We start from the raw sequence: 17,691 nt of genomic DNA, 5'->3' as shown, positions 1-17,691 counted from the left end.
CGGACGGCGTGCGCTCAGTGCCGCGACGGCAGCGACAGGCGTTTTTCGTACCAGCGCTGCACCCATTCGAGGATCTGGCACAGGATCCAGTACACGGCCGCGGCGGCAAGATAGAGCGGCAGCGGTTGATAGGTCGCCGCGATCACTTCCTGCGCGCTGCGCAGCAGTTCGGTCACGGTGATCACGGACACGAGCGACGTGTCCTTGATCAGGCTGATCAGGCTGTTCGACAGGCTCGGTACCGCGATGCGCAGCGCCTGCGGGCCGATCACGTAGCGCAGCGTCTGTCCCCACGACAGCCCGAGGCTGTACGCGGCGAGCCATTGGCCGCGCGCGATCCCGTTGATCGCGCCGCGCATGCTTTCCGACATGTAAGCCGCGACGTTCGCGGACAGCGCGATGACGCCGGCGGGCGTCGGGTCGAGCGAGATGCCGAGGCTAGGCAACCCGTAGTAGATGACGAAGATCTGCACGAGCAGCGGCGTGCCGCGCATCAGGCTCACGTACGCGCGTGCCAGCCACGCGAGCGCATTGACCCAGATGCGTTCGAAGCCGTCGAGCGCTTCGCTTTGCCGGATGCCCATCATCGCGAGCACGACGGCGCCAAGCAGGCCGAACACCATCGACAGCACGGCGAACTTGACGGTCAGAACGGCGCCCTGGGCGAGCACCGGCAGCGATTGGACGAGCAGGGACGTTGTCGACATGGAATGCGAATCGAAGGCGTGCGCGAAAGCGCAATCATAAACCGGACGAACAAAACAAAGGGCGGCATCGTGACGGATGCCGCCCTTTCCGGCCCGCCGTCAGGCGGGAAATGCAGGCGTGCTTACTTGATCGGCTTCGTCACGTCGATGCCGAACCACTTGTCCGAGATCTTCGTGAAGGTGCCGTCTGCTTCGAGTTGTGCCATCGCGTCGTCGATTGCCTTCTGGAACTTCGGGTTGCCCTTCTTGAACGGGATGCCCGACGGGTTCGCCGAGCCGACGTTCGCACCCGGGCGCAGCGGCAACTGCGAGTTCTTGGTCAGGTACGCGAGCATCAGGCGGTCGTTGAGCGCCGCGTCGAGACGGCCGGCCGCGAGGTCGCGCAGGTACTCGGGCGCGCCCGGGTACGTCTTCACGTCGATGCCGGGCACCGACTTCGCCATGTCCATGTAGTTCGTGCCGAGCGCGACGCCGAGCTTCTTGCCTTTCAGGTCTTCAAGCGACTTGAACTGGCGCGTGTCGTCGTTGCGCTGGATCAGTTGCGCGGACGAGTACGTGTACGCGGGCGAGAAGTCGAGCGTTTCCTTGCGCTTGTCGGTGATGCCGACCTGGTTGGCGATCACATCGAACTTGCCGGCCTGCAGGCCCGCGATGATGCCGCTCCATTCGGTCGTCACGAATTCGGCCTTCACGCCGAGCTTCGCGGCCACGGCCTTCGCAATGTCGACGTCGAAGCCGACGAGTTCGCCTTGCGGATTCTTCGAGTTGAACGGCGGGAACGTGCCTTCGAGGCCGACCCGCAGCGTGCCGCGTTGTTTCACCTGGTCGAGGAGGTCGGCCGCATGCGCGGTGGCGGCAGCGAACGACGTGCCGATCAGGCCGGCAACCAGCAGCTTCTTCAGCAGCGCAATCTTCATCGTGTGTTTCCTTGCCCTGTCCGGGTCATTGATTCTGATAACGGGGCCGATGATAGCAAAAATGCAATCGACCGCTAAATACCGTTTGTTTATGCCTATATTACGCGGTGCGTTCGCGGGCGACGGCCTTCACGCATTCCGCGACGAGCGAAGGGCCGCGGTAGATGAACCCCGTATAGAGCTGCACGAGCGCCGCGCCGGCCGCAAGCTTTTCACGGGCATCCTCGCCCGAGAAAATGCCGCCGACGCCGATGATCGGCACTTCGCTGCCGACTTCGGCGTGCAGCTTGCGGATCACTTCGTTCGACGCCTTGAACACGGGGCGGCCCGACAGGCCGCCGGCTTCGTCCGCATGCGGCAGGCCCTGGACGGCCGCGCGCGACAGCGTCGTGTTGGTCGCGATGACTGCCTCGATCTTGTGGCGCAGCAGCGTATCGCCGATTTCCTTGACCTGTTCGTCGTCGAGATCGGGCGCGATCTTCAGGGCGAGCGGCACGAGCTTGCCGTGCAGGTCGGCGAGGCGCTGCTGCTTGTCCTTCAGCGCCGCGAGCAGCGCGTCGAGCTCGCCCGCACCCTGCAACTGGCGCAGGTTCTTCGTGTTCGGCGACGAGATGTTGATCGTCACGTAGCTCGCGAACGGGTACACGCGTTCGAGGCAGTACAGGTAGTCCTCGGCGGCGCGCTCGATCGGCGTATCGGCGTTCTTGCCGATGTTCAGGCCGAGGATGCCGCGATAGCGGGCGGCCTGGACGTTCTTCACGAACTGGTCGACGCCGTGGTTGTTGAAGCCCATCCGGTTGATCAGCGCGTCGGCCTGCGGCAGACGGAACATCCGCGGGCGCGGGTTGCCGGGCTGCGGGCGCGGCGTGACCGTACCGACCTCGATGAAGCCGAAACCGAGCGCCGCAAGGCCGTCGATGGCCGCGCCGTCCTTGTCGAGGCCGGCCGCGAGGCCGACCGGGTTGCGGAACGTGAGCCCCATCACGGTGCGCGGCGCGTCGGGCACGCGGGCCGACAGCGCGCAGGCAAGGCCCGTGCGGCCGGCCGCGCCGAGCGCGCGCAGCGTGAGGTGGTGAGCGTCTTCCGCATCCATCTTGAACAGGGATGCGCGGGCCAGCGGATAGAGGGAACTGAACACGGGAATTGGGAGGGCAGCCGGAATGAATGACAACCCGCTATTTTACCGGGAGTTGAGCGGCAGGGGCGCGCTTCGCTTCGTCGCCCCCGCGGCGCGCGTCAACCCGAGCCGGAATGTCCGCCCGGCAACGGCGCACGGGCCAGCGCCGCGTCGACGGGCGGCAGGTCGATCCGTTCCGGATCGAGTATCTTCCAGCGGCCATCGATCAGCCCTTCGAGCGGGTGGAAGTTTGCCTTGTACGCCATCTTCGGGCTCTCGCGGATCCAGTAGCCGAGGTACACGTAGGGCAGGCCGAGGCTCTTCGCCTGCTCGATCTGCCACAGAATGTTGTAGGTGCCGTAGCTCGTGTGCTGGTCGTCGGGCTCGAAGAATGTGTAGACGGACGACAGCCCGTCGCCGAGGATGTCGATCATGCTGACCATGCGCAGCTTTCCGGGCTCGCCGCCCGGGGCGTCGAGGTCGCGGAATTCGACGAGGCGCGAATTGATCCGGCTCTGCAGCAGGAATTGCTCGTACTGGTCGCGGCTGTCGCGATCCATGCCGCCGCCCGCGTGGCGCGCGGACTGATAGCGCATGTACAGCGCGTAGTGCTCTTCGTCGTAGTGCAGCGGCGAAACCGTCGCGACGAGCGCGCGGTGCCGCTTCCACATCCGGCGCTGCGTGCGCGACGGCGCGAACGCGTCGACGGGCACACGCACCGGCACGCAGGCACGGCAGCCGTCGCAGTACGGGCGATATGTGAAGACGCCCGAGCGCCGGAAGCCGGCCTTGACGAGCTCGGTGTAGATGTCGGAATTGATCAGGTGGCTCGGCGTCGCGACTTGCGAGCGCGCAACGCGGCCGTCCAGATAGCTGCACGGATAGGGCGCCGTTGCATAGAATTGCAACGCCGAAAGCGGTGAAAGCGGCAGCTCAGTCGGGTGAGTCATGGGCAGCTCTCGATGCAGGGGAGGAGTGCCGCGCTAGCGTTCGATTCCGGAGGGGGCCGCCGGTTCGGTGCGGGCCGTCAGCGCGGCGAGCACGCGCTTGTCGAATTCCCACGGAATCGGCGGTTCGGCTACCGCGCTGCGCACGTGAGCGACAAAGGCCTTGCGTGCGATCTCGCGGCCGCCGAGCGACGCTAGATGCGACGTATTCTGCTGGCAGTCTATCATTTCCAGCCCCTGCTCGCGAAGGTGTGCGACGAGCGTGGCCAGCGCGATTTTCGATGCGTCGGTCGCGTCCGCATACATCGACTCGCCGAAAAACATCCGCCCGAACGACACGCCATACAGGCCGCCGACGCGTCGCCCGCCGTGCCACGTCTCGATGCTGTGCGCGTTGCCGGAGCGGTAGAGCGACGTGTACGCGTCGATGATCTCGGCCGTGATCCAAGTGCCGCGCTGCCCGCGGCGCGGCGCCTGTGCGCACGCGCGCATCACGCCCGGAAAGTCGTGGTCGACGCGCACCTCCCATTCGGGCTCGCGCAACACGCGCTTCAGCGTCTTGCGCAGCGAAGGCGACACCTTGAATTCGGCCGGCACGAGGATCATGCGCGGGTCGGGGCTCCACCACAGCACGGGCTGGCCGTCGGAATACCACGGGAAGATGCCGCGCAGGTACGCGTCGATGAGGCGCGACGGCAGCAGGTCGGCGCTCGCGGCGAGCAGCCCAGGCGCGCCGGTCGCGGGACCGAGCGCGCGTTCGATGGGCGGAAACGGATCGTCCGGGCCGAGCCAGGGGACCATGGGGCGGGGGCTCAGCCGTTGCGCAGCGAGCGGAAGATGTCGCCAGTGTGCACGCCGTAGTCGCCCGCGGCGCGATCGGCGAAGAAGAATCGCAGGGTCTGGCTGACGGTCGGGAACGCGATCTCGTCCCACGGGATGTCGGCTTCGTCGAACAGCTTCACTTCGAGGCTTTCCTCGCCGGCCTCGAACCCCGGATCGGTGAGCCGCGCGAGGTAGAACAGGTGGACCTGATGCACGTGCGGCACGTTGAGCAGCGTGAACAGGTTCTGCACCTCGACGCGCGCGCCGGCTTCCTCGAGCGTTTCGCGTGCGGCGGCTTCAGCCGTCGTCTCGCCCATTTCCATGAAGCCCGCGGGCAGCGTCCAGAACCCGTAGCGCGGCTCGATCGCGCGGCGGCACAGCAGGATCTGATCGCCCCAGACCGGGACCGTGCCGACGACGTTGCGCGGATTCTGGTAGTGGATCGTGCCGCAGTGATCGCAGACGAAGCGTTCGCGGTTGTCGCCCGGGGGAATGCGCGCGATGACTTCGTGACCGCAGACGGAGCAGAATTTCATGTCGAGTGGAAGGGACGAGGTGATGCGAGTGTATCACCGGGGCGCGGCATTCTTGAACGCCTGCGCGTGCAGGCCGCGTGCCGCGCGAAGTGGAGGGCTCGGGTGCGCGAGGCGGGACGGCGGGTGCGACGGGAAAACAAAAAGCCCGGCGCTGGGCCGGGCTTTTTGCATCATTCTGGACGTTGGTTGCGGGGGTAGGATTTGAACCTACGACCTTCGGGTTATGAGCCCGACGAGCTGCCAGACTGCTCCACCCCGCGTCCGTCGAAGAAATGAATTATAAGGAGTAACCCGAGTGCGTGCAAGCGCTTTCTGACAATTTCTTGTCGCCGCTTGTAGGGACGGTACGGCATGGGCGTGCGCTAGAATCGAGCGGTTTGTTTCGTTTCTTCGGCAGCGGGGCCGTGCGCGATCGCAGTGGCGCCGTTGCGACTCTCATTACGGTATCGACGGATTCATGGACATCGCTCACGATCTGCAATCGATCGGCGCGCAGGAACAGGCGCTCGTGTTTCCCCATTTCGACCCGGCCCGCGCGTGGGCGCTCGGCAACCGGATGCACGCGCTCGCGACGTCGCGCGGCCATGCGATCGCGATCGACATCGTCACGTTCGGCCAGCCGCTGTTCTACGCGGCGCTCGCCGGCGCCACGCCCGACAATGCCGACTGGGTGCGCCGCAAGCGCAACGTCGTTGCGCATTTCCGCCGCAGCTCGTATGCGATCGGCCTGCGCATGCAGCAGGCCGGCGCGACGCTCGCCGACAAGCACGGGCTGCCGATCGCCGAATATTCGCCGCACGGCGGCTCGTTCCCGTTGACCGTCGCCGGCGCCGGCGTGATCGGTTCGATCACTGCGTCGGGGCTGCCGCAGCGCGCCGATCACGAATTCGTCGTCGAGGCGCTGTGTGCCGAGCTCGGCCACGACTACGCCGTGCTGGCCCTCGCAAGGAGCTGAGCGATGCAGCTGCCCGGTTACGCATGGCTCGCGATCGCGATCGTCGCGGAAGTGATCGGCACGTCGGCGCTGCGCGCGGCGGACGGCTTCACGCGCCTCTGGCCGTCGTTGCTGGTCGTCGCCGGCTACGGCATCGCGTTCTACTGCCTGTCGCTCACGCTGCGCACGATGCCTGTCGGCATCATCTATGCAGTCTGGTCGGGCGCCGGCATCGTGCTGATCACGCTCGTCGCGATGCTGCTCTATCGCCAGGTGCCGGACCTGCCGGCCGTGATCGGCCTCGGCCTGATCGTCGCCGGCGTCGTGGTGTTGAACCTGTTTTCGAAGATGCAGGCGCACTGAGCATGCGACTGCCATTTGCCTGACCCTCATGACCGATTCCACTTCCGCTGCCGTTTCCGCCGAATCCGCTCAGCCCGACGTGCGCACGTATGTCGTGAACCGCATCGGCTTTCTCGAACTGAACCGGCCGAAGGCGCTGAACGCGCTGTCGGTCGGCATGATCCGGCTGATGCAGCAGGCGCTCGACGCGTGGCGCGACGATTCCGAAGTCGTCGCGGTCGTCGTGCACAGCCCGCATCCGCGCGCGTTCTGCGCGGGCGGCGACGTGCGTTTCTTCCACGATGCGTGGCAGCGCGGCGACCGCGATGCGGTCGACACGTTCTTCATCGAGGAATACACGCTCAACCACACGATCTTCACGTATCCGAAGCCCTATATCGCGCTGATGCACGGTGTCGTGATGGGCGGCGGCATGGGTATTTCGCAGGCGGCGCGGCATACGGGCGGCCTGCGTGTCGTGACCGACTCGACGAAGATGGCGATGCCGGAAACGCGTATCGGCCTGTTCCCGGACGTCGGGATGAGTTGGTTCCTCGCGCGCACGCCCGGCGCGATCGGCCGCTATCTCGCCGTGACCGGCGCGACGCTCGACGCGGCCGGCGCGCTGTACGCGCAGCTCGCTGACGTCTATCTGCCCGATGCCGCACTGCCGGCGCTGCTCGATACGCTGCACGGCGCGCGCATCGACAGCGGCGAGCAGGCGGTCGCGTGCGTGGCCGCCGCGGCCGCCGCGCACAAGGTCGTGCCGACGCCCGACACGTCGGCGCTGGCCGACGCGCGTGCCGGGATCGATCGGCATTTCGCGCAACCGGACATCGGCGCGATCCTCGCGTCGCTCGACGCCGAGCAGGATTGCGCGGCCGTCGACGGATGGGTCGAGAAGGCGACCCATGCGATGCGCGAGCAGTTGTCGCCGCTGTCGATGGCCGTGTCGCTGGAAGTCGTCGAACGCGCACGCGGCGCGACGATGGCCGACTGCTTGCGCCGCGATCTCGATCTCACGCGCTCGACGTTCGCGCGCGGCGACGTGATCGAAGGCGTGCGCGCGCTGATCGTCGACAAGGATCACCAGCCGGCCTGGCGCTTCAAGTCGTCCGCCGATATCGATCGCGCGGACCTGCTGGCGATGTTCGACAGCCCGTGGGCGCCTGACACGCATCCGCTGCGGAAGCTCCACGACTGACCGAAGCGCGAGCTGGAAACAAAATGGCCGCCTGCATCTGCAGGCGGCCATTTTCATGGGTATCGACCGGTTGGCGGTCGAAGGGTGTGGCGCTTGCGTCCGCGTTATTCGTCGCCAGCATCGTCCGACATGAACGCGCGCATGAACACGAGGGCACCGAAGCCCCATACCGCGTTCGCCGCGAAGCCGGCTGCGAGCACGGGCATCATGTTGCCCGACGGCCAGATGCCGCGCAGCGGATCGATCGCGAACACGCGGGCAGCCGTCAGCACGATGCCGCCGAACACCAGTGCGCCGATCCACGATGCCTCGCGCTCCGGCGAGACGCGCAGCAGCCATGCCATCGGAATCGCACAGCACGCGCTGATCAGCGCATTCGCGACAAATTCAGGAATGCCGAGCGGCGCGAACGGCTGCGTGGAGAAGCCGGTTGCGGCGATCAGGTCGGCCGTATGAAGGAGAGCGAGCGTGGCTTCGCGGAAAAACAGGGCGGCCAGGAAGCCGGACAGGAATGGCAGGATGACTTTCTGCATCGATGAGTGCACCGCAGGCGCGCACAGCCGGGGCCGTCCGCGCGGAGTTATTCGGATAGGTGCGTCATTATAGGGCGCGCCCGCCGCGATATTCGCTCCAGCGTCGTGCTAATCACGAAAGCGGAAAACCTAAGCTCAAAAAAATCGTTCCAAAGCCCTGCACCGATCCCTAGACTGATTTCCCAGAAACAGCCGTGCAATCGCGTCCTCGCCCGCTGCACGGCCTGACCGGCGAGCCATCCCGATTCGAACGCACACCATGCATGCGCCGCTCATCCGCGACGCGAGCAGGGCGGTGTTTTTTCAAATTCCGGCAAGGACAGTCAAGCAGGAGCAGCAGATGAATGTGTTCTGGTTTATCCCCACGCACGGCGACAGCCGCTATCTCGGCACGGCCGAAGGTGCGCGCGCCGCGGATTACGATTACTTCAAGCAGGTCGCGGTGGCGGCCGATACGCTCGGCTACGAGGGCGTGCTGCTGCCGACCGGCCGTTCCTGCGAGGATGCGTGGGTCGTTGCATCGAGCCTCATCCCGGCAACGCAGCGCCTGAAGTTCCTGGTCGCGATCCGTCCCGGCATTGCATCACCGGGGCTGTCGGCGCGGATGGCCGCAACGTTCGACCGCCTGTCGGGCGGCCGCCTGCTGATCAACGTCGTGACCGGCGGCGATGCTGCCGAGCTCGAAGGCGACGGCCTGTTCGCGGATCACGACACGCGCTACGAAATCACCGACGACTTCCTGAACATCTGGCGCGGGCTGCTGTCCGCGTCGCACGACAACGGCGGGTTCGACTACATCGGCAAGCATCTGCAGTCGAAGGGCGGCAAGGCGCTTTATCCGCCCGTGCAGCGTCCGCATCCGCCGCTGTGGTTCGGCGGCTCGTCGCCGGCCGCGCATGAGATCGCGGCCGATCACATCGACACCTACCTGACCTGGGGCGAGCCTCCCGAGGCCGTCGCGAAGAAGATCGCCGATATTCGCGCCCGCGCGGAGGCACGCGGCCGCAAGATCCGGTTCGGTATTCGTCTGCACGTGATCGTGCGCGAGACCGAGGACGAAGCATGGCGTGACGCCGAACGCCTGATCAGCCGCCTCGACGACGAAACCATCGCACGTGCGCAGAAGGCGTTCGCGAACATGGATTCGGAAGGCCAGCGCCGGATGGCCGCGCTGCACGGCGGCAAGCGCGGCGGCCGCGAGGCGCTCGAGGTGTATCCGAACCTGTGGGCCGGCGTCGGTCTCGTGCGCGGCGGCGCGGGCACTGCGCTCGTCGGCAATCCGGAGCAGGTCGCGGAGCGCATGCGCGAATACGCGAATCTCGGCATCGAGACCTTCATCCTGTCCGGCTATCCGCACCTGGAGGAGTCATACCGTTTCGCGGAACTCGTATTCCCGCTGATCAAGGGCAACGGTGCGGCGAAGGCGACCGGCCCGCTGTCGGGCCCGTTCGGCGAGATCGTCGGCAACAGCTATCTGCCGAAAGCGGCGCAGAGCTGAGCGACAGGAGGCCTGCGATGACAACGAAAACGTCGACGACGGGCGCGGCCGTGGCCGCCCGCGCATGGCGCGGCGTGGCGCCGTGGCTCGTGCCGCTTGCGCTGCTGGTGGCATGGGAAGTCGGTGCGGGCATCGGCTGGCTGTCGACCCGCGTTCTGCCGGAACCCGTGGCGGTCGTGCGAGCGGCCTGGTCGCTCGTGGCGTCGGGTGAAATGTGGGCGAACGTGAAGGTCAGCACCTGGCGCGCGCTGTTCGGTTTCGCGATCGGCGGCGGCGTCGGCCTCGCGCTGGGGCTCGCGACCGGCTTGTCGAAGGCGGCCGAGGTCGCACTCGATTCGACGATCCAGATGATCCGCAACATCCCGGCGCTCGCGATGATTCCGCTCGTGATCCTGTGGTTCGGCATCGACGAGAAGGCGAAGCTGTTCCTCGTTGCGCTCGGCGTGTTCTTTCCGGTCTACATCAACACGTACCATGGGATTCGTTCGGTCGATGCAAACCTGATCGAGATGGCGAAGAGCTATGGTGTGCGTGGTTTCGCGCTATACCGCGACGTGATCCTGCCCGGAGCGCTGCCGTCGATTCTCGTTGGCGTGCGCTTTGCGCTCGGGCTGATGTGGGTGATGCTGATCGTCGCGGAAACGATCTCCGCCCAGTCGGGCATCGGCTACATGACGATGAACGCCCGCGAATTCCTGCAAACCGACATCGTGGTGGTCGGCATCCTGCTGTACGCGGTGCTCGGCAAGCTGGCCGACGTGCTGGCGAAATGGCTCGAGCGTGTGACGCTGCGCTGGCACCCCGCTTATCAATCAGGAGCAAAGGCATGAATGCGACGACTTCGGCGGCCGCCTACGGCCCGCTCGCCGGCGCAGACCTCGAGGCCGAACTTGCGCAGGCGCGTGTCGCGGACAGCGACGCGCGGGATGCGGCGGTTCTCGAACGTGACGGCAGCGCATCCGTCGTTCCGCTCGCGCGGCGACGGCCAGGAAGCCCGGCACCCGACGATGCCGTGACACTGTCGGGCGTCAGCAAGCGCTTCGGGGCGCGCACGGTGCTCGACCACGTCGAGCTTGGCGTCGCGCGCGGCAGTTTCGTCGCGATCGTCGGACGCAGCGGCTGCGGGAAATCGACGCTGCTGCGTCTCGTTGCCGGGCTCGAGCAGCCGAGCAGCGGCGCGCTCGAGACGCGCGGCGAGGGCGGCGGCGAACTCGATACGCGGATCATGTACCAGGATGCGCGCCTGCTGCCGTGGAAAACCGTGCTGCAGAACGTGATGCTGGGCCTCGGGCGCGGCGCGCGCGACCGGGCACGCGCGGTGCTCGATGAAGTCGGCCTGCTGGAACGCGCGAACGACTGGCCCGCGCAACTGTCGGGCGGACAGCGGCAGCGTGTCGCACTGGCCCGTGCGCTCGTGCACCGGCCTCAACTGCTGTTGCTCGACGAGCCGCTCGGCGCGCTCGACGCGCTGACCCGCATCGAGATGCATGCGCTGATCGAGCGGCTGTGGCGCGAGCATCGATTCACCGCGCTCCTCGTCACACACGACGTGCAGGAGGCCGTCGCGCTCGGCGATCGCATCCTGCTCATCGAGCAGGGGCGGGTGGCGCTCGATCAGCCGGTGCCGCTCGACCGGCCGCGCGCCCGTGCGTCGGCGGCGTTTGCGGCGCTGGAGGATCGCGTGCTGAAACGCGTGCTCGCCGGTGGGCCCGGTGCGGCCGACCAGGGCGCGGTGCATGAGACAGACAACGTTCGACCGGTCGGGCAGATCCGCTGGGCCGTTTAAATCCGGGCGGCAGCGGCCGCCCGTTCTGAGATCTTTTTCTTCGGAGCGATCAACCTGATGAGCATCACTGCAATCAACGTACGTAACCAGTTCAAGGGCAAGGTCAAGGAGATCATCCGCGGATCGGTGGTCTCCGAGGTCGACGTCGAGACGCCGTTTGGCATCGTCACGTCGGTGATCACGACCCGTTCGGTTGACGAACTCGAACTGAAGGTGGGCGCGGAAGTCGTTGCGCTCGTGAAATCGACGGAAGTATCGATCGCGCGCCTCTGAGCCCGCGTGTCCTGCGCCGGCGCGGCGCCGCGGGCAACCTGTCCGTCGGCGCCGCCCGGCATTGGCGCAGCGCGTTTGCCTTGGTATTCGACGTCCGGACGAAGTGCTAGGATGGAGCGACACCGATGCCGGAGGGCAACGCATGACCCCCATCCTTTCCCCCGAAGCCATCGAGGCGCTGAAGTGGATCGACCAGTTCGGCGAAAGCCGGCCGGTTCCCGCTGCGTTCGACGACGTCGTCTACGCGTTGCTGAGCGAGGGGCTGATCTACCAGGCGACGGCCGACCGGGTCGACCTGACGGCCGATGGCAAGTCCTTTTTATCCGACGAATACGATTGAGCGCACGGCGCCGGCCGCGCGGGCGGTCGGGCGCTGCGTCGCCACGGAGCGTGCGATGGAACCGAGAGGCAGCGACCTCGGCGATTTCAGCGAGCCGTACCGCGGTTTCGAGATCGAGGTGAAGACCGAGCAGGTCTGGGACGGCGAGCATGCGCATTACCGCGTGCTGCAGGGTGAGGCCGTGCGGATCGACTGGCGGCTCGTCAAGGTCGACGGGATGCTGCTGACCGAACGGCGCGTGATCGAGCGCGTGCTCGACGAGGCGCGGCGGGCGGTCGATGCGGAGCTGGGCGAGGGGTAGCCTGCGTGCCGGGCCGGCACGGCCCGTCTTGCGGTAAAATGCTCGGTTGTTCCCGCGCCGTCTGGCCTGTTGCCCGAAATCCATGTCCGTACCGTCCCCGCTTCCCCCCCGCCGCGTATCCGTCGCGCCTATGCTCGACTGGACCGAAGTAAAATAAAGAATCTAAGCGCGACAAGGGTTTGACGGTCATTTCTACGTATGCTGTAGCAATTTGATAGCAACCAAAATTGGTCTAAAATGGCCGTCACGGCTACGAACGAGACCCATTCCAGCCACACAACCAGATTCCAACATGGAACTCAAAGAACTACAGGCCCAGCTCAGGGAAGTGAATGCCCAGATCGCCGAAGCGCGATCGCAGGAACGGCGAGCATGGCTCGCGACGGTTAGGGATCAGGTTCAGGCGTTCGGCATCAGCCAAGACGAACTGCTCCGTGCGGCAGGCTTCCTGAAGATCCACAAACGCGCCGCAGCGAAGTATTACGATCCAACGTCGGGGAAATCGTGGTCAGGGAAAGGCCCGCGCCCGAAGTGGCTGGTGGGCAAGAACCTGGACGACTATCTGATTGATCGCCAGCCTAAGGCTTGGTGGCCGGGAGAAGATGGATGAATGTCAGAGAATTGCGTGAAATCATCAAGGATCTTCCGGACGATATGACGATCTTGACCTATGACTATGGTTGGTTACAGGAAGAGTTTGCCGGCGCAGAAGTGATTATCGGTGGCGATCCGCGCCACGAAGGAAGAACCGAAGTTGGAAAGCAATATTTGCTGATCTATTGACGCGCAGCCACAATCGGCTGGCTAGGAGGCGGGATGGAGAAGAGAACGGCACCATGGCCCGATTATGAAGGCACTCCAACCCGCGAGGGCGACAGGATTTGCCATCCCTGTGGGGATCAGGGAGACGTTTTTCGGTTGGATAACGTCGAAGATCCGAACGACGCATGGCGTGTTAAATACAATGACGGGACGGTGCTGAGACTATGCCTGCAAATCGGATGGAAAGGGATGGCAGTAGTTGTGCCCGATTGATGCACTACTTGCATAGGCTGGATAGATAATCCCCTCATTAGGGATGATAGTGCTTGGAAGAGGGATTATGGAGAAAATATATGTGCAAAAAAGAAACAAGAATTTTTACTTTAGATGAAATAAAAATTGCTTTTTGGGGATATTTTCACGGGCGAGGAGATGTATTTTTTAAACCAAATTGTTATGGAGATGAGGAAGTAGAAAGTCAACAAAGTACTCAATCTCATTGGGAAAATTTTATTGATGATCTTAATGGCGCGCAGCACAAGGCTGACTAGGAGATGGGAATGTTTGACTGGCCCAGAAAAAGCATGCATGCGGCTTCTGTGAAAGCATTATATGCGGCGCGTCAAGAATGGCTAAACGAATTTGATCCTAATTGTGACATGTGCGCGGCCAAAAATAATCTTGAGCCGAGTAATCCAGTCCATCGCTGTCCATGGCATATGACTTGCATGGCCGGGCTGATTGGAGATCCATTATTCGGATTTGATTTTGAGAAATATAGAGATGCGCAGCAGAACGCTGGCGAGAGAGGGGTGTGATACAACTCGCTGCCCGTATCAATATGACACAAACGACAAGCTGTAATCAGGGAGAAGCTTTTGGTCAACTACGTGCGCCTGCTAGAACAACTTCTAGGCCCACAAAACGAAAAATGGCCATGGCCACGCACGCTGACCGAGGATGAAATCGAATATTTCCGTGTACAAGCTCGTGCACCTGAGATAACAGGAGGCGTGATTATTCGCGGAAACGTGATTCTGGTCAGCAATGGCGTGGCCACGGCTTTTACGATTAACTGGCGTGTGATTTAGGCAAGAGCTGCAATTACTCGGCTGATTGCATGATCCTTAACGTTCGGAATCGGCATTGAAGGCTTGCCGATGTGCGTCAGCAAACCGGCGTGCTATTATATTCAACGAGATATTGACTACTGTATTTATAAACAGTATATTGATGGCGGAGCATCAAAGCGTTGGCGCGCTGAGATGCCCCTGACCACGCAAGACCGATCCTCAGGAGATCCGGCATCCGGCATGGCTTTCGCCATCATACCTTATACGACGCCCGTTCGCGAGATTCCCTCCTGAGTCCCCAACCTTCATTCGGGACTAAACAATTGAAGAAGATTGAACCAGTTGGATTTTCCACAGGAAACGATAAGTACTGCGAAGGTGTTCCGATTTACGAATGCCATCATTGCCGCACACCAAAACCTATCACCGATTTCTATGTTCGTAAAGATAAGATTATGCGGCCGTGCAAAGCTTGTTGCTGCTTAAAGGCCAAGTCTTGGCGAGAATCAAACGCAGCGACTTTACGCGAAACCGGTAAAATGAAGAGACGGGTTAAGGCGTCAAAAGTGCTGCTGCATGGTCGGGAGGCTCTTCTCACCATAGATCGTCTAAAGGCCGTCCTTCATTACGATCCCGAGACGGGAAAGTTTACCCGCCTGATATCGTCTGGCGGGGCTCAGCCAGGAAGCGAGCCGGGCCATTACAACCATAATGGATACCGCATCATTTCGGTTGATTCGGTGAAGTACCGTGCACATAGATTGGCATGGTTCTACATGACGGGCGAGTGGCCAAAAGAGGACATCGATCATGAAAATCTTATCCCAAGCGACAATCGCTGGAAGAATCTCCGCGAAGCCACAGACGCACAGAATCTGCAAAACATCGGCACGCCCAAGCACAACACCTCCGGCCTGAAAGGTGCAAGCTGGCGAGAGGATAAGCAGAAGTGGCGTGCCACCATATGTAGTCGAGGGAAATGGCGACATCTTGGCTACTTCTCCTCCAAGGAGGAGGCACACGCCGCATACTGTGCTGCGGCGCTTGAATTGAATGGCGAGTTCGCCAACTTCGGTTAAACGTCCACAAACGCGCTCAGAATCAGGAGCAAGCTATCCGGGTCGATCTTATTGGGCGGCTCGGATAGCTCCTTGAGCCAGCCGCATTGTTGCAGTGCCGCCGTGTTCAGTTCGGAACAGAACCAAGCGTTACGGTCATTCCAGTTCGTGCCAGCAGCGAATGCGACAATGGCCCTATTGTCGTAGGGCTTCCCGACCTGACTCAGCACGAATGCATAGTAGGCATCCTGCTGCGCTTGGGTGCATGGGATTACAACTTTCTTGGTCGTATAACCCTTCTGATAGTCTGCGCCTCGGATTTGCACGCCAGCCGGATATCCTGCCATGACGTCATTGCGTGCGCCCAGCAATGTGCCGTCAGGCATGATTGTATCGACATGCGCGAATTGGCCATGCCCAAACCATTGGATAATTCGCGAGGTCAACGATTGCGACCCCGCAAATTGCATGACAATGGCACTCATTGCGACACTGCCGCAGGAACGCTCGCAGCGGGGGCCGGGGCGGCCGTCGTCAGGATTTGATCGATGAGCGCTTGAACCATCGGCCCGAACGTCTGGAGGCCCAGAAGAACCGCCTGTTGGTCAGGCAATGCGGGCACCGCTTGAACAATCGTGATTGCGGCCGGCAGCAGCGTATCGTGAAACGCCTTCAGGTCGGTGACGTTCAGCTGCGCACCTGCTTTACAGATAGCTTGATTTGCCGGCAGGATCGTTTTCGAGATCGTGGCTTGCTGATCTGCATTCAGCAGCGGCGACGTGGCGAGAATGGTCAGATCGCCGTTGACGATCGTGCAGCCGGTCTGGAATTGTTGCTGGGCAGTCGGCAAAGAATTGCAGCCAACGATTGCGACAGACGCAAGAACGCCAGCCGCGAGAAGCAGCTTTTTCATTTGATACTCCGGGAATTTGCCGCGCGCGCGGTCGGGATTACTGCGCTGTAGTAGAAGGTGCTACGTTCGTAGCTGATTTGACTGCATTGCGAGACATCACGTAGTTATATGCCGCGTGACCCCCCGTGATCAGAAATGCAGAAATCTGAAGTTGTGCTTCCATTGGGATGGTGATATGAAGGGATTGCGCAATCCAATCGATAATCGGCACAAGTGATGCGGCAGTGAGGGTGATCGCACCCGTTTGGATGCTGGAGGTTTGATTCATATCGATTCCTATGTTGCGTGATGGATAACTTCGACCGCCGAAAACTTGTAACCTTCTTTGGCGTACTTCTGAGCGATCCAGAGCGGAAATGGCATTGTGTGAATGCCTTCGTCCTTGGCAATATGATGGGTTTTACAAAGCAACATTCCGTTCACCGTCATATCGTCGACAAACTGAACCCAATCGGTAAAGTTGGCCCAATCAAATTCCTGGATGTGTTTGCCCCAATAGCCAGCCTGAGCGTCAAACTTGAACCGCTCCCAATCGATCATTTCTGCGAGCGAGCGCTCGATGGGGTGATGGTGCGCTTCGAGTGGATGTCCCGACTCTTCAGCGGTCGCATTACAGATGAAACACCGCCCATCGCGCGCAATCAATTCCTTGCGTGTTCGCGTGAACAGAGCAGTCGTCTTGCGTTCTTCATGCGATGGAATGTTGACGTCAACGGTAAGTGTCTCGTGTTCGATGTGTGCTTGAGTAGTTTCGGTCATGCGATGCCAAGCGCCTTGCGCGCTGCCGTGTAGAGAACTTGGCGATCAGCCAAGCCATTGAGGCCGCCATTGATACGCTCTGTAAGCGTAGTGAACTGTCCCGCGATCGCCAGCCCGCTGAGCTTATTATTCCACCAGTACCAGCCTGCCGACATCGCTGCATGCTCAGGTTGCTCAAGCAGTTCAGGATGGTTTAGGAGATCCAAGTCGAGCCCGAGCGCCGCGAGCGTATAGTTCCGACGCCCCGTAATCTGAATCAAGCCACGGCCCTTATATCGCTCGCCATCTCCGGACTGCGTATTTCCAAGAGATCTAGCTTTTTGCGACGGCGGCTCATAAAGCTTCTGAGTGGCTGTTGGCCCCCAGATTTCTGCAAGCCACACAAGACCGCCGGATTCGTGACCTGTCTGCGCCAAGAAGGCAGCAATATCCCGAGCGTCAAGAATGTGGAACGTGTCGCATGCAGACTGGATGAATGGAGTAAAGAGTGTGGCTCGATCCAGTGTTGCGCCAGTCCCGGCGGCGACGATTTGAGGCGTGAGAGCCATTTCATTTCCCGAAAAAATGGTGCCCCAGTGCACCAAGCACCGCACCCACCGCAGCGCCGATACTCGTTAGCGTGAACAAGGCCCCTTTGCCGCGGTTGGCAAGGGCAAGCAGCGCTTGGATCTCTGCCCGCATGGAGGCGATCTCAGATCGCATTTCCGTGCTTTGTTGGTCTTGTTGGTCGAGGCGCGCAAGAACGCGACCAAATTCGATGGGATCGATGGACATGGAAAAATCTTGAAATGAAAAGAACGCCTCGCGGGCAACTTGATTTGTGTTGGTTGAAGATCCCGCGCTCTTAGCGGCATGGAGTAGAATTCACG

28 protein-coding genes and 1 tRNA gene are annotated in these 17,691 nt (G+C 62.3%); 15 read left to right on the top strand and 14 right to left on the bottom strand.

What is annotated here, in order from left to right; all coding sequences use genetic code 11:
* Window positions 1–14: 14 nt before the first annotated feature.
* From HWX36_RS15290 to HWX36_RS15260, 7 genes are all read right to left on the bottom strand, one after another.
* On the bottom strand, window positions 15–707 hold the full coding sequence (locus HWX36_RS15290) for an amino acid ABC transporter permease (protein ID WP_006484207.1): 693 nt from the start codon (window positions 705–707) through the stop codon (window positions 15–17).
* Between the two features lie 122 nt (window positions 708–829).
* Window positions 830–1,624: a cystine ABC transporter substrate-binding protein gene (locus HWX36_RS15285; protein ID WP_011351851.1), complete on the bottom strand. Its 795-nt coding sequence runs from the start codon at window positions 1,622–1,624 to the stop codon at window positions 830–832.
* A gap of 100 nt (window positions 1,625–1,724) precedes the next feature.
* Window positions 1,725–2,762, bottom strand: a complete 1,038-nt coding sequence (locus tag HWX36_RS15280; protein WP_175952909.1) for a quinone-dependent dihydroorotate dehydrogenase — start codon at window positions 2,760–2,762, stop codon at window positions 1,725–1,727.
* Between the two features lie 98 nt (window positions 2,763–2,860).
* On the bottom strand, window positions 2,861–3,691 hold the full coding sequence (locus HWX36_RS15275) for an arginyltransferase (protein ID WP_175952908.1): 831 nt from the start codon (window positions 3,689–3,691) through the stop codon (window positions 2,861–2,863).
* A 33-nt stretch (window positions 3,692–3,724) separates the two neighbouring features.
* Window positions 3,725–4,489: a leucyl/phenylalanyl-tRNA--protein transferase gene (gene aat / locus HWX36_RS15270; RefSeq protein WP_175952907.1), complete on the bottom strand. Its 765-nt coding sequence runs from the start codon at window positions 4,487–4,489 to the stop codon at window positions 3,725–3,727.
* 11 nt (window positions 4,490–4,500) lie between these two features.
* Window positions 4,501–5,046, bottom strand: a complete 546-nt coding sequence (locus HWX36_RS15265; RefSeq protein ID WP_021161562.1) for an NUDIX hydrolase — start codon at window positions 5,044–5,046, stop codon at window positions 4,501–4,503.
* A 183-nt stretch (window positions 5,047–5,229) separates the two neighbouring features.
* A tRNA-Met gene (locus HWX36_RS15260) sits at window positions 5,230–5,306 on the bottom strand.
* Window positions 5,307–5,503: 197 nt separating this feature from the next.
* On the opposite strand from HWX36_RS15260, the gene HWX36_RS15255 reads away from it, so the two are divergent.
* Genes HWX36_RS15255 through HWX36_RS15245 form a run of 3 tightly spaced genes read left to right on the top strand, consistent with a single transcriptional unit; the run spans window position 5,504 to window position 7,526 of the window.
* A complete protein-coding gene (locus HWX36_RS15255; RefSeq protein WP_011351856.1) occupies window positions 5,504–6,001 on the top strand; it encodes a heme-degrading domain-containing protein in 498 nt (165 codons plus the stop codon).
* A 3-nt stretch (window positions 6,002–6,004) separates the two neighbouring features.
* A complete protein-coding gene (locus HWX36_RS15250; protein ID WP_011351857.1) occupies window positions 6,005–6,343 on the top strand; it encodes a multidrug efflux SMR transporter in 339 nt (112 codons plus the stop codon).
* A 28-nt stretch (window positions 6,344–6,371) separates the two neighbouring features.
* Window positions 6,372–7,526: an enoyl-CoA hydratase/isomerase family protein gene (locus tag HWX36_RS15245; RefSeq protein ID WP_175952906.1), complete on the top strand. Its 1,155-nt coding sequence runs from the start codon at window positions 6,372–6,374 to the stop codon at window positions 7,524–7,526.
* 104 nt (window positions 7,527–7,630) lie between these two features.
* Here the strand turns inward: HWX36_RS15245 and HWX36_RS15240 are convergent, their stop codons facing one another.
* Window positions 7,631–8,059, bottom strand: a complete 429-nt coding sequence (locus tag HWX36_RS15240) for a hypothetical protein (RefSeq protein WP_006484223.1) — start codon at window positions 8,057–8,059, stop codon at window positions 7,631–7,633.
* A gap of 340 nt (window positions 8,060–8,399) precedes the next feature.
* On the opposite strand from HWX36_RS15240, the gene ssuD reads away from it, so the two are divergent.
* The 12 genes from ssuD (at window position 8,400) to HWX36_RS15180 (ending at window position 15,171) form a co-directional block, all read left to right on the top strand.
* The gene (ssuD, locus tag HWX36_RS15235) at window positions 8,400–9,557 is read left to right on the top strand and encodes an FMNH2-dependent alkanesulfonate monooxygenase (RefSeq protein ID WP_175952905.1); all 1,158 of its coding nucleotides are present in this window, start codon (window positions 8,400–8,402) and stop codon (window positions 9,555–9,557) included.
* Window positions 9,558–9,574: 17 nt separating this feature from the next.
* Window positions 9,575–10,387: an aliphatic sulfonate ABC transporter permease SsuC gene (gene ssuC / locus HWX36_RS15230; RefSeq protein WP_175952904.1), complete on the top strand. Its 813-nt coding sequence runs from the start codon at window positions 9,575–9,577 to the stop codon at window positions 10,385–10,387.
* Window positions 10,384–11,343 carry an ATP-binding cassette domain-containing protein gene (locus HWX36_RS15225; protein WP_175952903.1) on the top strand — a complete coding sequence of 320 codons (960 nt, stop codon included), beginning with the start codon at window positions 10,384–10,386 and terminating at the stop codon, window positions 11,341–11,343. The genes ssuC and HWX36_RS15225 overlap by 4 nt, the downstream gene beginning before the upstream one ends.
* Before the next feature lie 57 nt (window positions 11,344–11,400).
* Complete coding sequence (locus tag HWX36_RS15220) at window positions 11,401–11,616, top strand: TOBE domain-containing protein (protein ID WP_006476104.1); 216 nt, start codon at window positions 11,401–11,403, stop codon at window positions 11,614–11,616.
* Between the two features lie 142 nt (window positions 11,617–11,758).
* Entirely contained in the window at window positions 11,759–11,956 is a 198-nt protein-coding gene (locus HWX36_RS15215) for a hypothetical protein (protein WP_175952902.1), read from the top strand.
* Window positions 11,957–12,011: 55 nt separating this feature from the next.
* Window positions 12,012–12,257, top strand: a complete 246-nt coding sequence (locus HWX36_RS15210) for a hypothetical protein (protein WP_175952901.1) — start codon at window positions 12,012–12,014, stop codon at window positions 12,255–12,257.
* Window positions 12,258–12,549: 292 nt separating this feature from the next.
* Window positions 12,550–12,867, top strand: coding sequence for an H-NS histone family protein (locus HWX36_RS15205; RefSeq protein ID WP_175952900.1), 318 nt, complete (start codon window positions 12,550–12,552; stop codon window positions 12,865–12,867).
* Window positions 12,864–13,040: a hypothetical protein gene (locus tag HWX36_RS15200; protein ID WP_175952899.1), complete on the top strand. Its 177-nt coding sequence runs from the start codon at window positions 12,864–12,866 to the stop codon at window positions 13,038–13,040. Before HWX36_RS15205 ends, HWX36_RS15200 begins: the two co-directional genes overlap by 4 nt.
* A 332-nt stretch (window positions 13,041–13,372) precedes the next feature.
* Window positions 13,373–13,570 (top strand): hypothetical protein, encoded by a 198-nt coding sequence (locus HWX36_RS15195; RefSeq protein WP_175952898.1) that lies wholly within the window; start codon window positions 13,373–13,375, stop codon window positions 13,568–13,570.
* Window positions 13,571–13,579: 9 nt separating this feature from the next.
* On the top strand, window positions 13,580–13,837 hold the full coding sequence (locus HWX36_RS15190) for a hypothetical protein (RefSeq protein WP_175952897.1): 258 nt from the start codon (window positions 13,580–13,582) through the stop codon (window positions 13,835–13,837).
* Window positions 13,838–13,897: 60 nt separating this feature from the next.
* Window positions 13,898–14,110 carry a hypothetical protein gene (locus tag HWX36_RS15185; protein ID WP_175952896.1) on the top strand — a complete coding sequence of 71 codons (213 nt, stop codon included), beginning with the start codon at window positions 13,898–13,900 and terminating at the stop codon, window positions 14,108–14,110.
* A gap of 305 nt (window positions 14,111–14,415) precedes the next feature.
* Window positions 14,416–15,171 (top strand): HNH endonuclease signature motif containing protein, encoded by a 756-nt coding sequence (locus HWX36_RS15180; RefSeq protein WP_175952895.1) that lies wholly within the window; start codon window positions 14,416–14,418, stop codon window positions 15,169–15,171.
* On the opposite strand, the gene HWX36_RS15175 is transcribed toward HWX36_RS15180, so the two are convergent.
* Genes HWX36_RS15175 through HWX36_RS15150 form a run of 6 tightly spaced genes read right to left on the bottom strand, consistent with a single transcriptional unit; the run spans window position 15,168 to window position 17,596 of the window.
* On the bottom strand, window positions 15,168–15,635 hold the full coding sequence (locus HWX36_RS15175) for a hypothetical protein (protein WP_175952894.1): 468 nt from the start codon (window positions 15,633–15,635) through the stop codon (window positions 15,168–15,170). The two genes, HWX36_RS15180 and HWX36_RS15175, sit on opposite strands and share 4 nt — an antisense overlap.
* Window positions 15,632–16,063 (bottom strand): hypothetical protein, encoded by a 432-nt coding sequence (locus tag HWX36_RS15170; RefSeq protein ID WP_175952893.1) that lies wholly within the window; start codon window positions 16,061–16,063, stop codon window positions 15,632–15,634. The genes HWX36_RS15175 and HWX36_RS15170 overlap by 4 nt, the downstream gene beginning before the upstream one ends.
* Before the next feature lie 37 nt (window positions 16,064–16,100).
* Window positions 16,101–16,331 (bottom strand): hypothetical protein, encoded by a 231-nt coding sequence (locus tag HWX36_RS15165; protein WP_175952892.1) that lies wholly within the window; start codon window positions 16,329–16,331, stop codon window positions 16,101–16,103.
* A gap of 8 nt (window positions 16,332–16,339) precedes the next feature.
* A complete protein-coding gene (locus HWX36_RS15160) occupies window positions 16,340–16,822 on the bottom strand; it encodes a hypothetical protein (protein WP_175952891.1) in 483 nt (160 codons plus the stop codon).
* Window positions 16,819–17,370, bottom strand: a complete 552-nt coding sequence (locus tag HWX36_RS15155) for a glycoside hydrolase family 19 protein (protein WP_175952890.1) — start codon at window positions 17,368–17,370, stop codon at window positions 16,819–16,821. The genes HWX36_RS15160 and HWX36_RS15155 overlap by 4 nt, the downstream gene beginning before the upstream one ends.
* Window position 17,371: 1 nt before the next feature.
* Window positions 17,372–17,596 carry a hypothetical protein gene (locus HWX36_RS15150; protein WP_175952889.1) on the bottom strand — a complete coding sequence of 75 codons (225 nt, stop codon included), beginning with the start codon at window positions 17,594–17,596 and terminating at the stop codon, window positions 17,372–17,374.
* Between the last annotated feature and the right edge of the window lie 95 nt (window positions 17,597–17,691).

It is taken from the genome of Burkholderia sp. BCC0405, from assembly GCF_902833075.1.
GTDB lineage: Bacteria > Pseudomonadota > Gammaproteobacteria > Burkholderiales > Burkholderiaceae > Burkholderia.
This window is presented reverse-complemented; position numbering and strand designations above follow the sequence as displayed.

Excerpts from the sequence above, each read along its gene's own strand:
- HWX36_RS15150 (WP_175952889.1), bottom strand. The coding sequence starts at position 17,596 with ATGTCCATCGATCCCATCGAATTTGGTCGCGTTCTTGCGCGCCTCGAC.
- ssuD (WP_175952905.1), top strand. The coding sequence starts at position 8,400 with ATGAATGTGTTCTGGTTTATCCCCACGCACGGCGACAGCCGCTATCTC.
- HWX36_RS15275 (WP_175952908.1), bottom strand. The coding sequence starts at position 3,691 with ATGACTCACCCGACTGAGCTGCCGCTTTCACCGCTTTCGGCGTTGCAA.
- HWX36_RS15155 (WP_175952890.1), bottom strand. The coding sequence starts at position 17,370 with ATGGCTCTCACGCCTCAAATCGTCGCCGCCGGGACTGGCGCAACACTG.
- HWX36_RS15165 (WP_175952892.1), bottom strand. The coding sequence starts at position 16,331 with ATGAATCAAACCTCCAGCATCCAAACGGGTGCGATCACCCTCACTGCC.
- HWX36_RS15240 (WP_006484223.1), bottom strand. The coding sequence starts at position 8,059 with ATGCAGAAAGTCATCCTGCCATTCCTGTCCGGCTTCCTGGCCGCCCTG.
- HWX36_RS15245 (WP_175952906.1), top strand. The coding sequence starts at position 6,372 with ATGACCGATTCCACTTCCGCTGCCGTTTCCGCCGAATCCGCTCAGCCC.
- HWX36_RS15255 (WP_011351856.1), top strand. The coding sequence starts at position 5,504 with ATGGACATCGCTCACGATCTGCAATCGATCGGCGCGCAGGAACAGGCG.
- HWX36_RS15210 (WP_175952901.1), top strand. The coding sequence starts at position 12,012 with ATGGAACCGAGAGGCAGCGACCTCGGCGATTTCAGCGAGCCGTACCGC.
- HWX36_RS15225 (WP_175952903.1), top strand. The coding sequence starts at position 10,384 with ATGAATGCGACGACTTCGGCGGCCGCCTACGGCCCGCTCGCCGGCGCA.
- HWX36_RS15205 (WP_175952900.1), top strand. The coding sequence starts at position 12,550 with ATGGAACTCAAAGAACTACAGGCCCAGCTCAGGGAAGTGAATGCCCAG.
- HWX36_RS15250 (WP_011351857.1), top strand. The coding sequence starts at position 6,005 with ATGCAGCTGCCCGGTTACGCATGGCTCGCGATCGCGATCGTCGCGGAA.
- aat (WP_175952907.1), bottom strand. The coding sequence starts at position 4,489 with ATGGTCCCCTGGCTCGGCCCGGACGATCCGTTTCCGCCCATCGAACGC.
- HWX36_RS15285 (WP_011351851.1), bottom strand. The coding sequence starts at position 1,624 with ATGAAGATTGCGCTGCTGAAGAAGCTGCTGGTTGCCGGCCTGATCGGC.
- HWX36_RS15200 (WP_175952899.1), top strand. The coding sequence starts at position 12,864 with ATGAATGTCAGAGAATTGCGTGAAATCATCAAGGATCTTCCGGACGAT.
- ssuC (WP_175952904.1), top strand. The coding sequence starts at position 9,575 with ATGACAACGAAAACGTCGACGACGGGCGCGGCCGTGGCCGCCCGCGCA.
- HWX36_RS15175 (WP_175952894.1), bottom strand. The coding sequence starts at position 15,635 with ATGAGTGCCATTGTCATGCAATTTGCGGGGTCGCAATCGTTGACCTCG.
- HWX36_RS15290 (WP_006484207.1), bottom strand. The coding sequence starts at position 707 with ATGTCGACAACGTCCCTGCTCGTCCAATCGCTGCCGGTGCTCGCCCAG.
- HWX36_RS15190 (WP_175952897.1), top strand. The coding sequence starts at position 13,580 with ATGTTTGACTGGCCCAGAAAAAGCATGCATGCGGCTTCTGTGAAAGCA.
- HWX36_RS15220 (WP_006476104.1), top strand. The coding sequence starts at position 11,401 with ATGAGCATCACTGCAATCAACGTACGTAACCAGTTCAAGGGCAAGGTC.
- HWX36_RS15195 (WP_175952898.1), top strand. The coding sequence starts at position 13,373 with ATGTGCAAAAAAGAAACAAGAATTTTTACTTTAGATGAAATAAAAATT.
- HWX36_RS15265 (WP_021161562.1), bottom strand. The coding sequence starts at position 5,046 with ATGAAATTCTGCTCCGTCTGCGGTCACGAAGTCATCGCGCGCATTCCC.
- HWX36_RS15160 (WP_175952891.1), bottom strand. The coding sequence starts at position 16,822 with ATGACCGAAACTACTCAAGCACACATCGAACACGAGACACTTACCGTT.
- HWX36_RS15215 (WP_175952902.1), top strand. The coding sequence starts at position 11,759 with ATGACCCCCATCCTTTCCCCCGAAGCCATCGAGGCGCTGAAGTGGATC.
- HWX36_RS15170 (WP_175952893.1), bottom strand. The coding sequence starts at position 16,063 with ATGAAAAAGCTGCTTCTCGCGGCTGGCGTTCTTGCGTCTGTCGCAATC.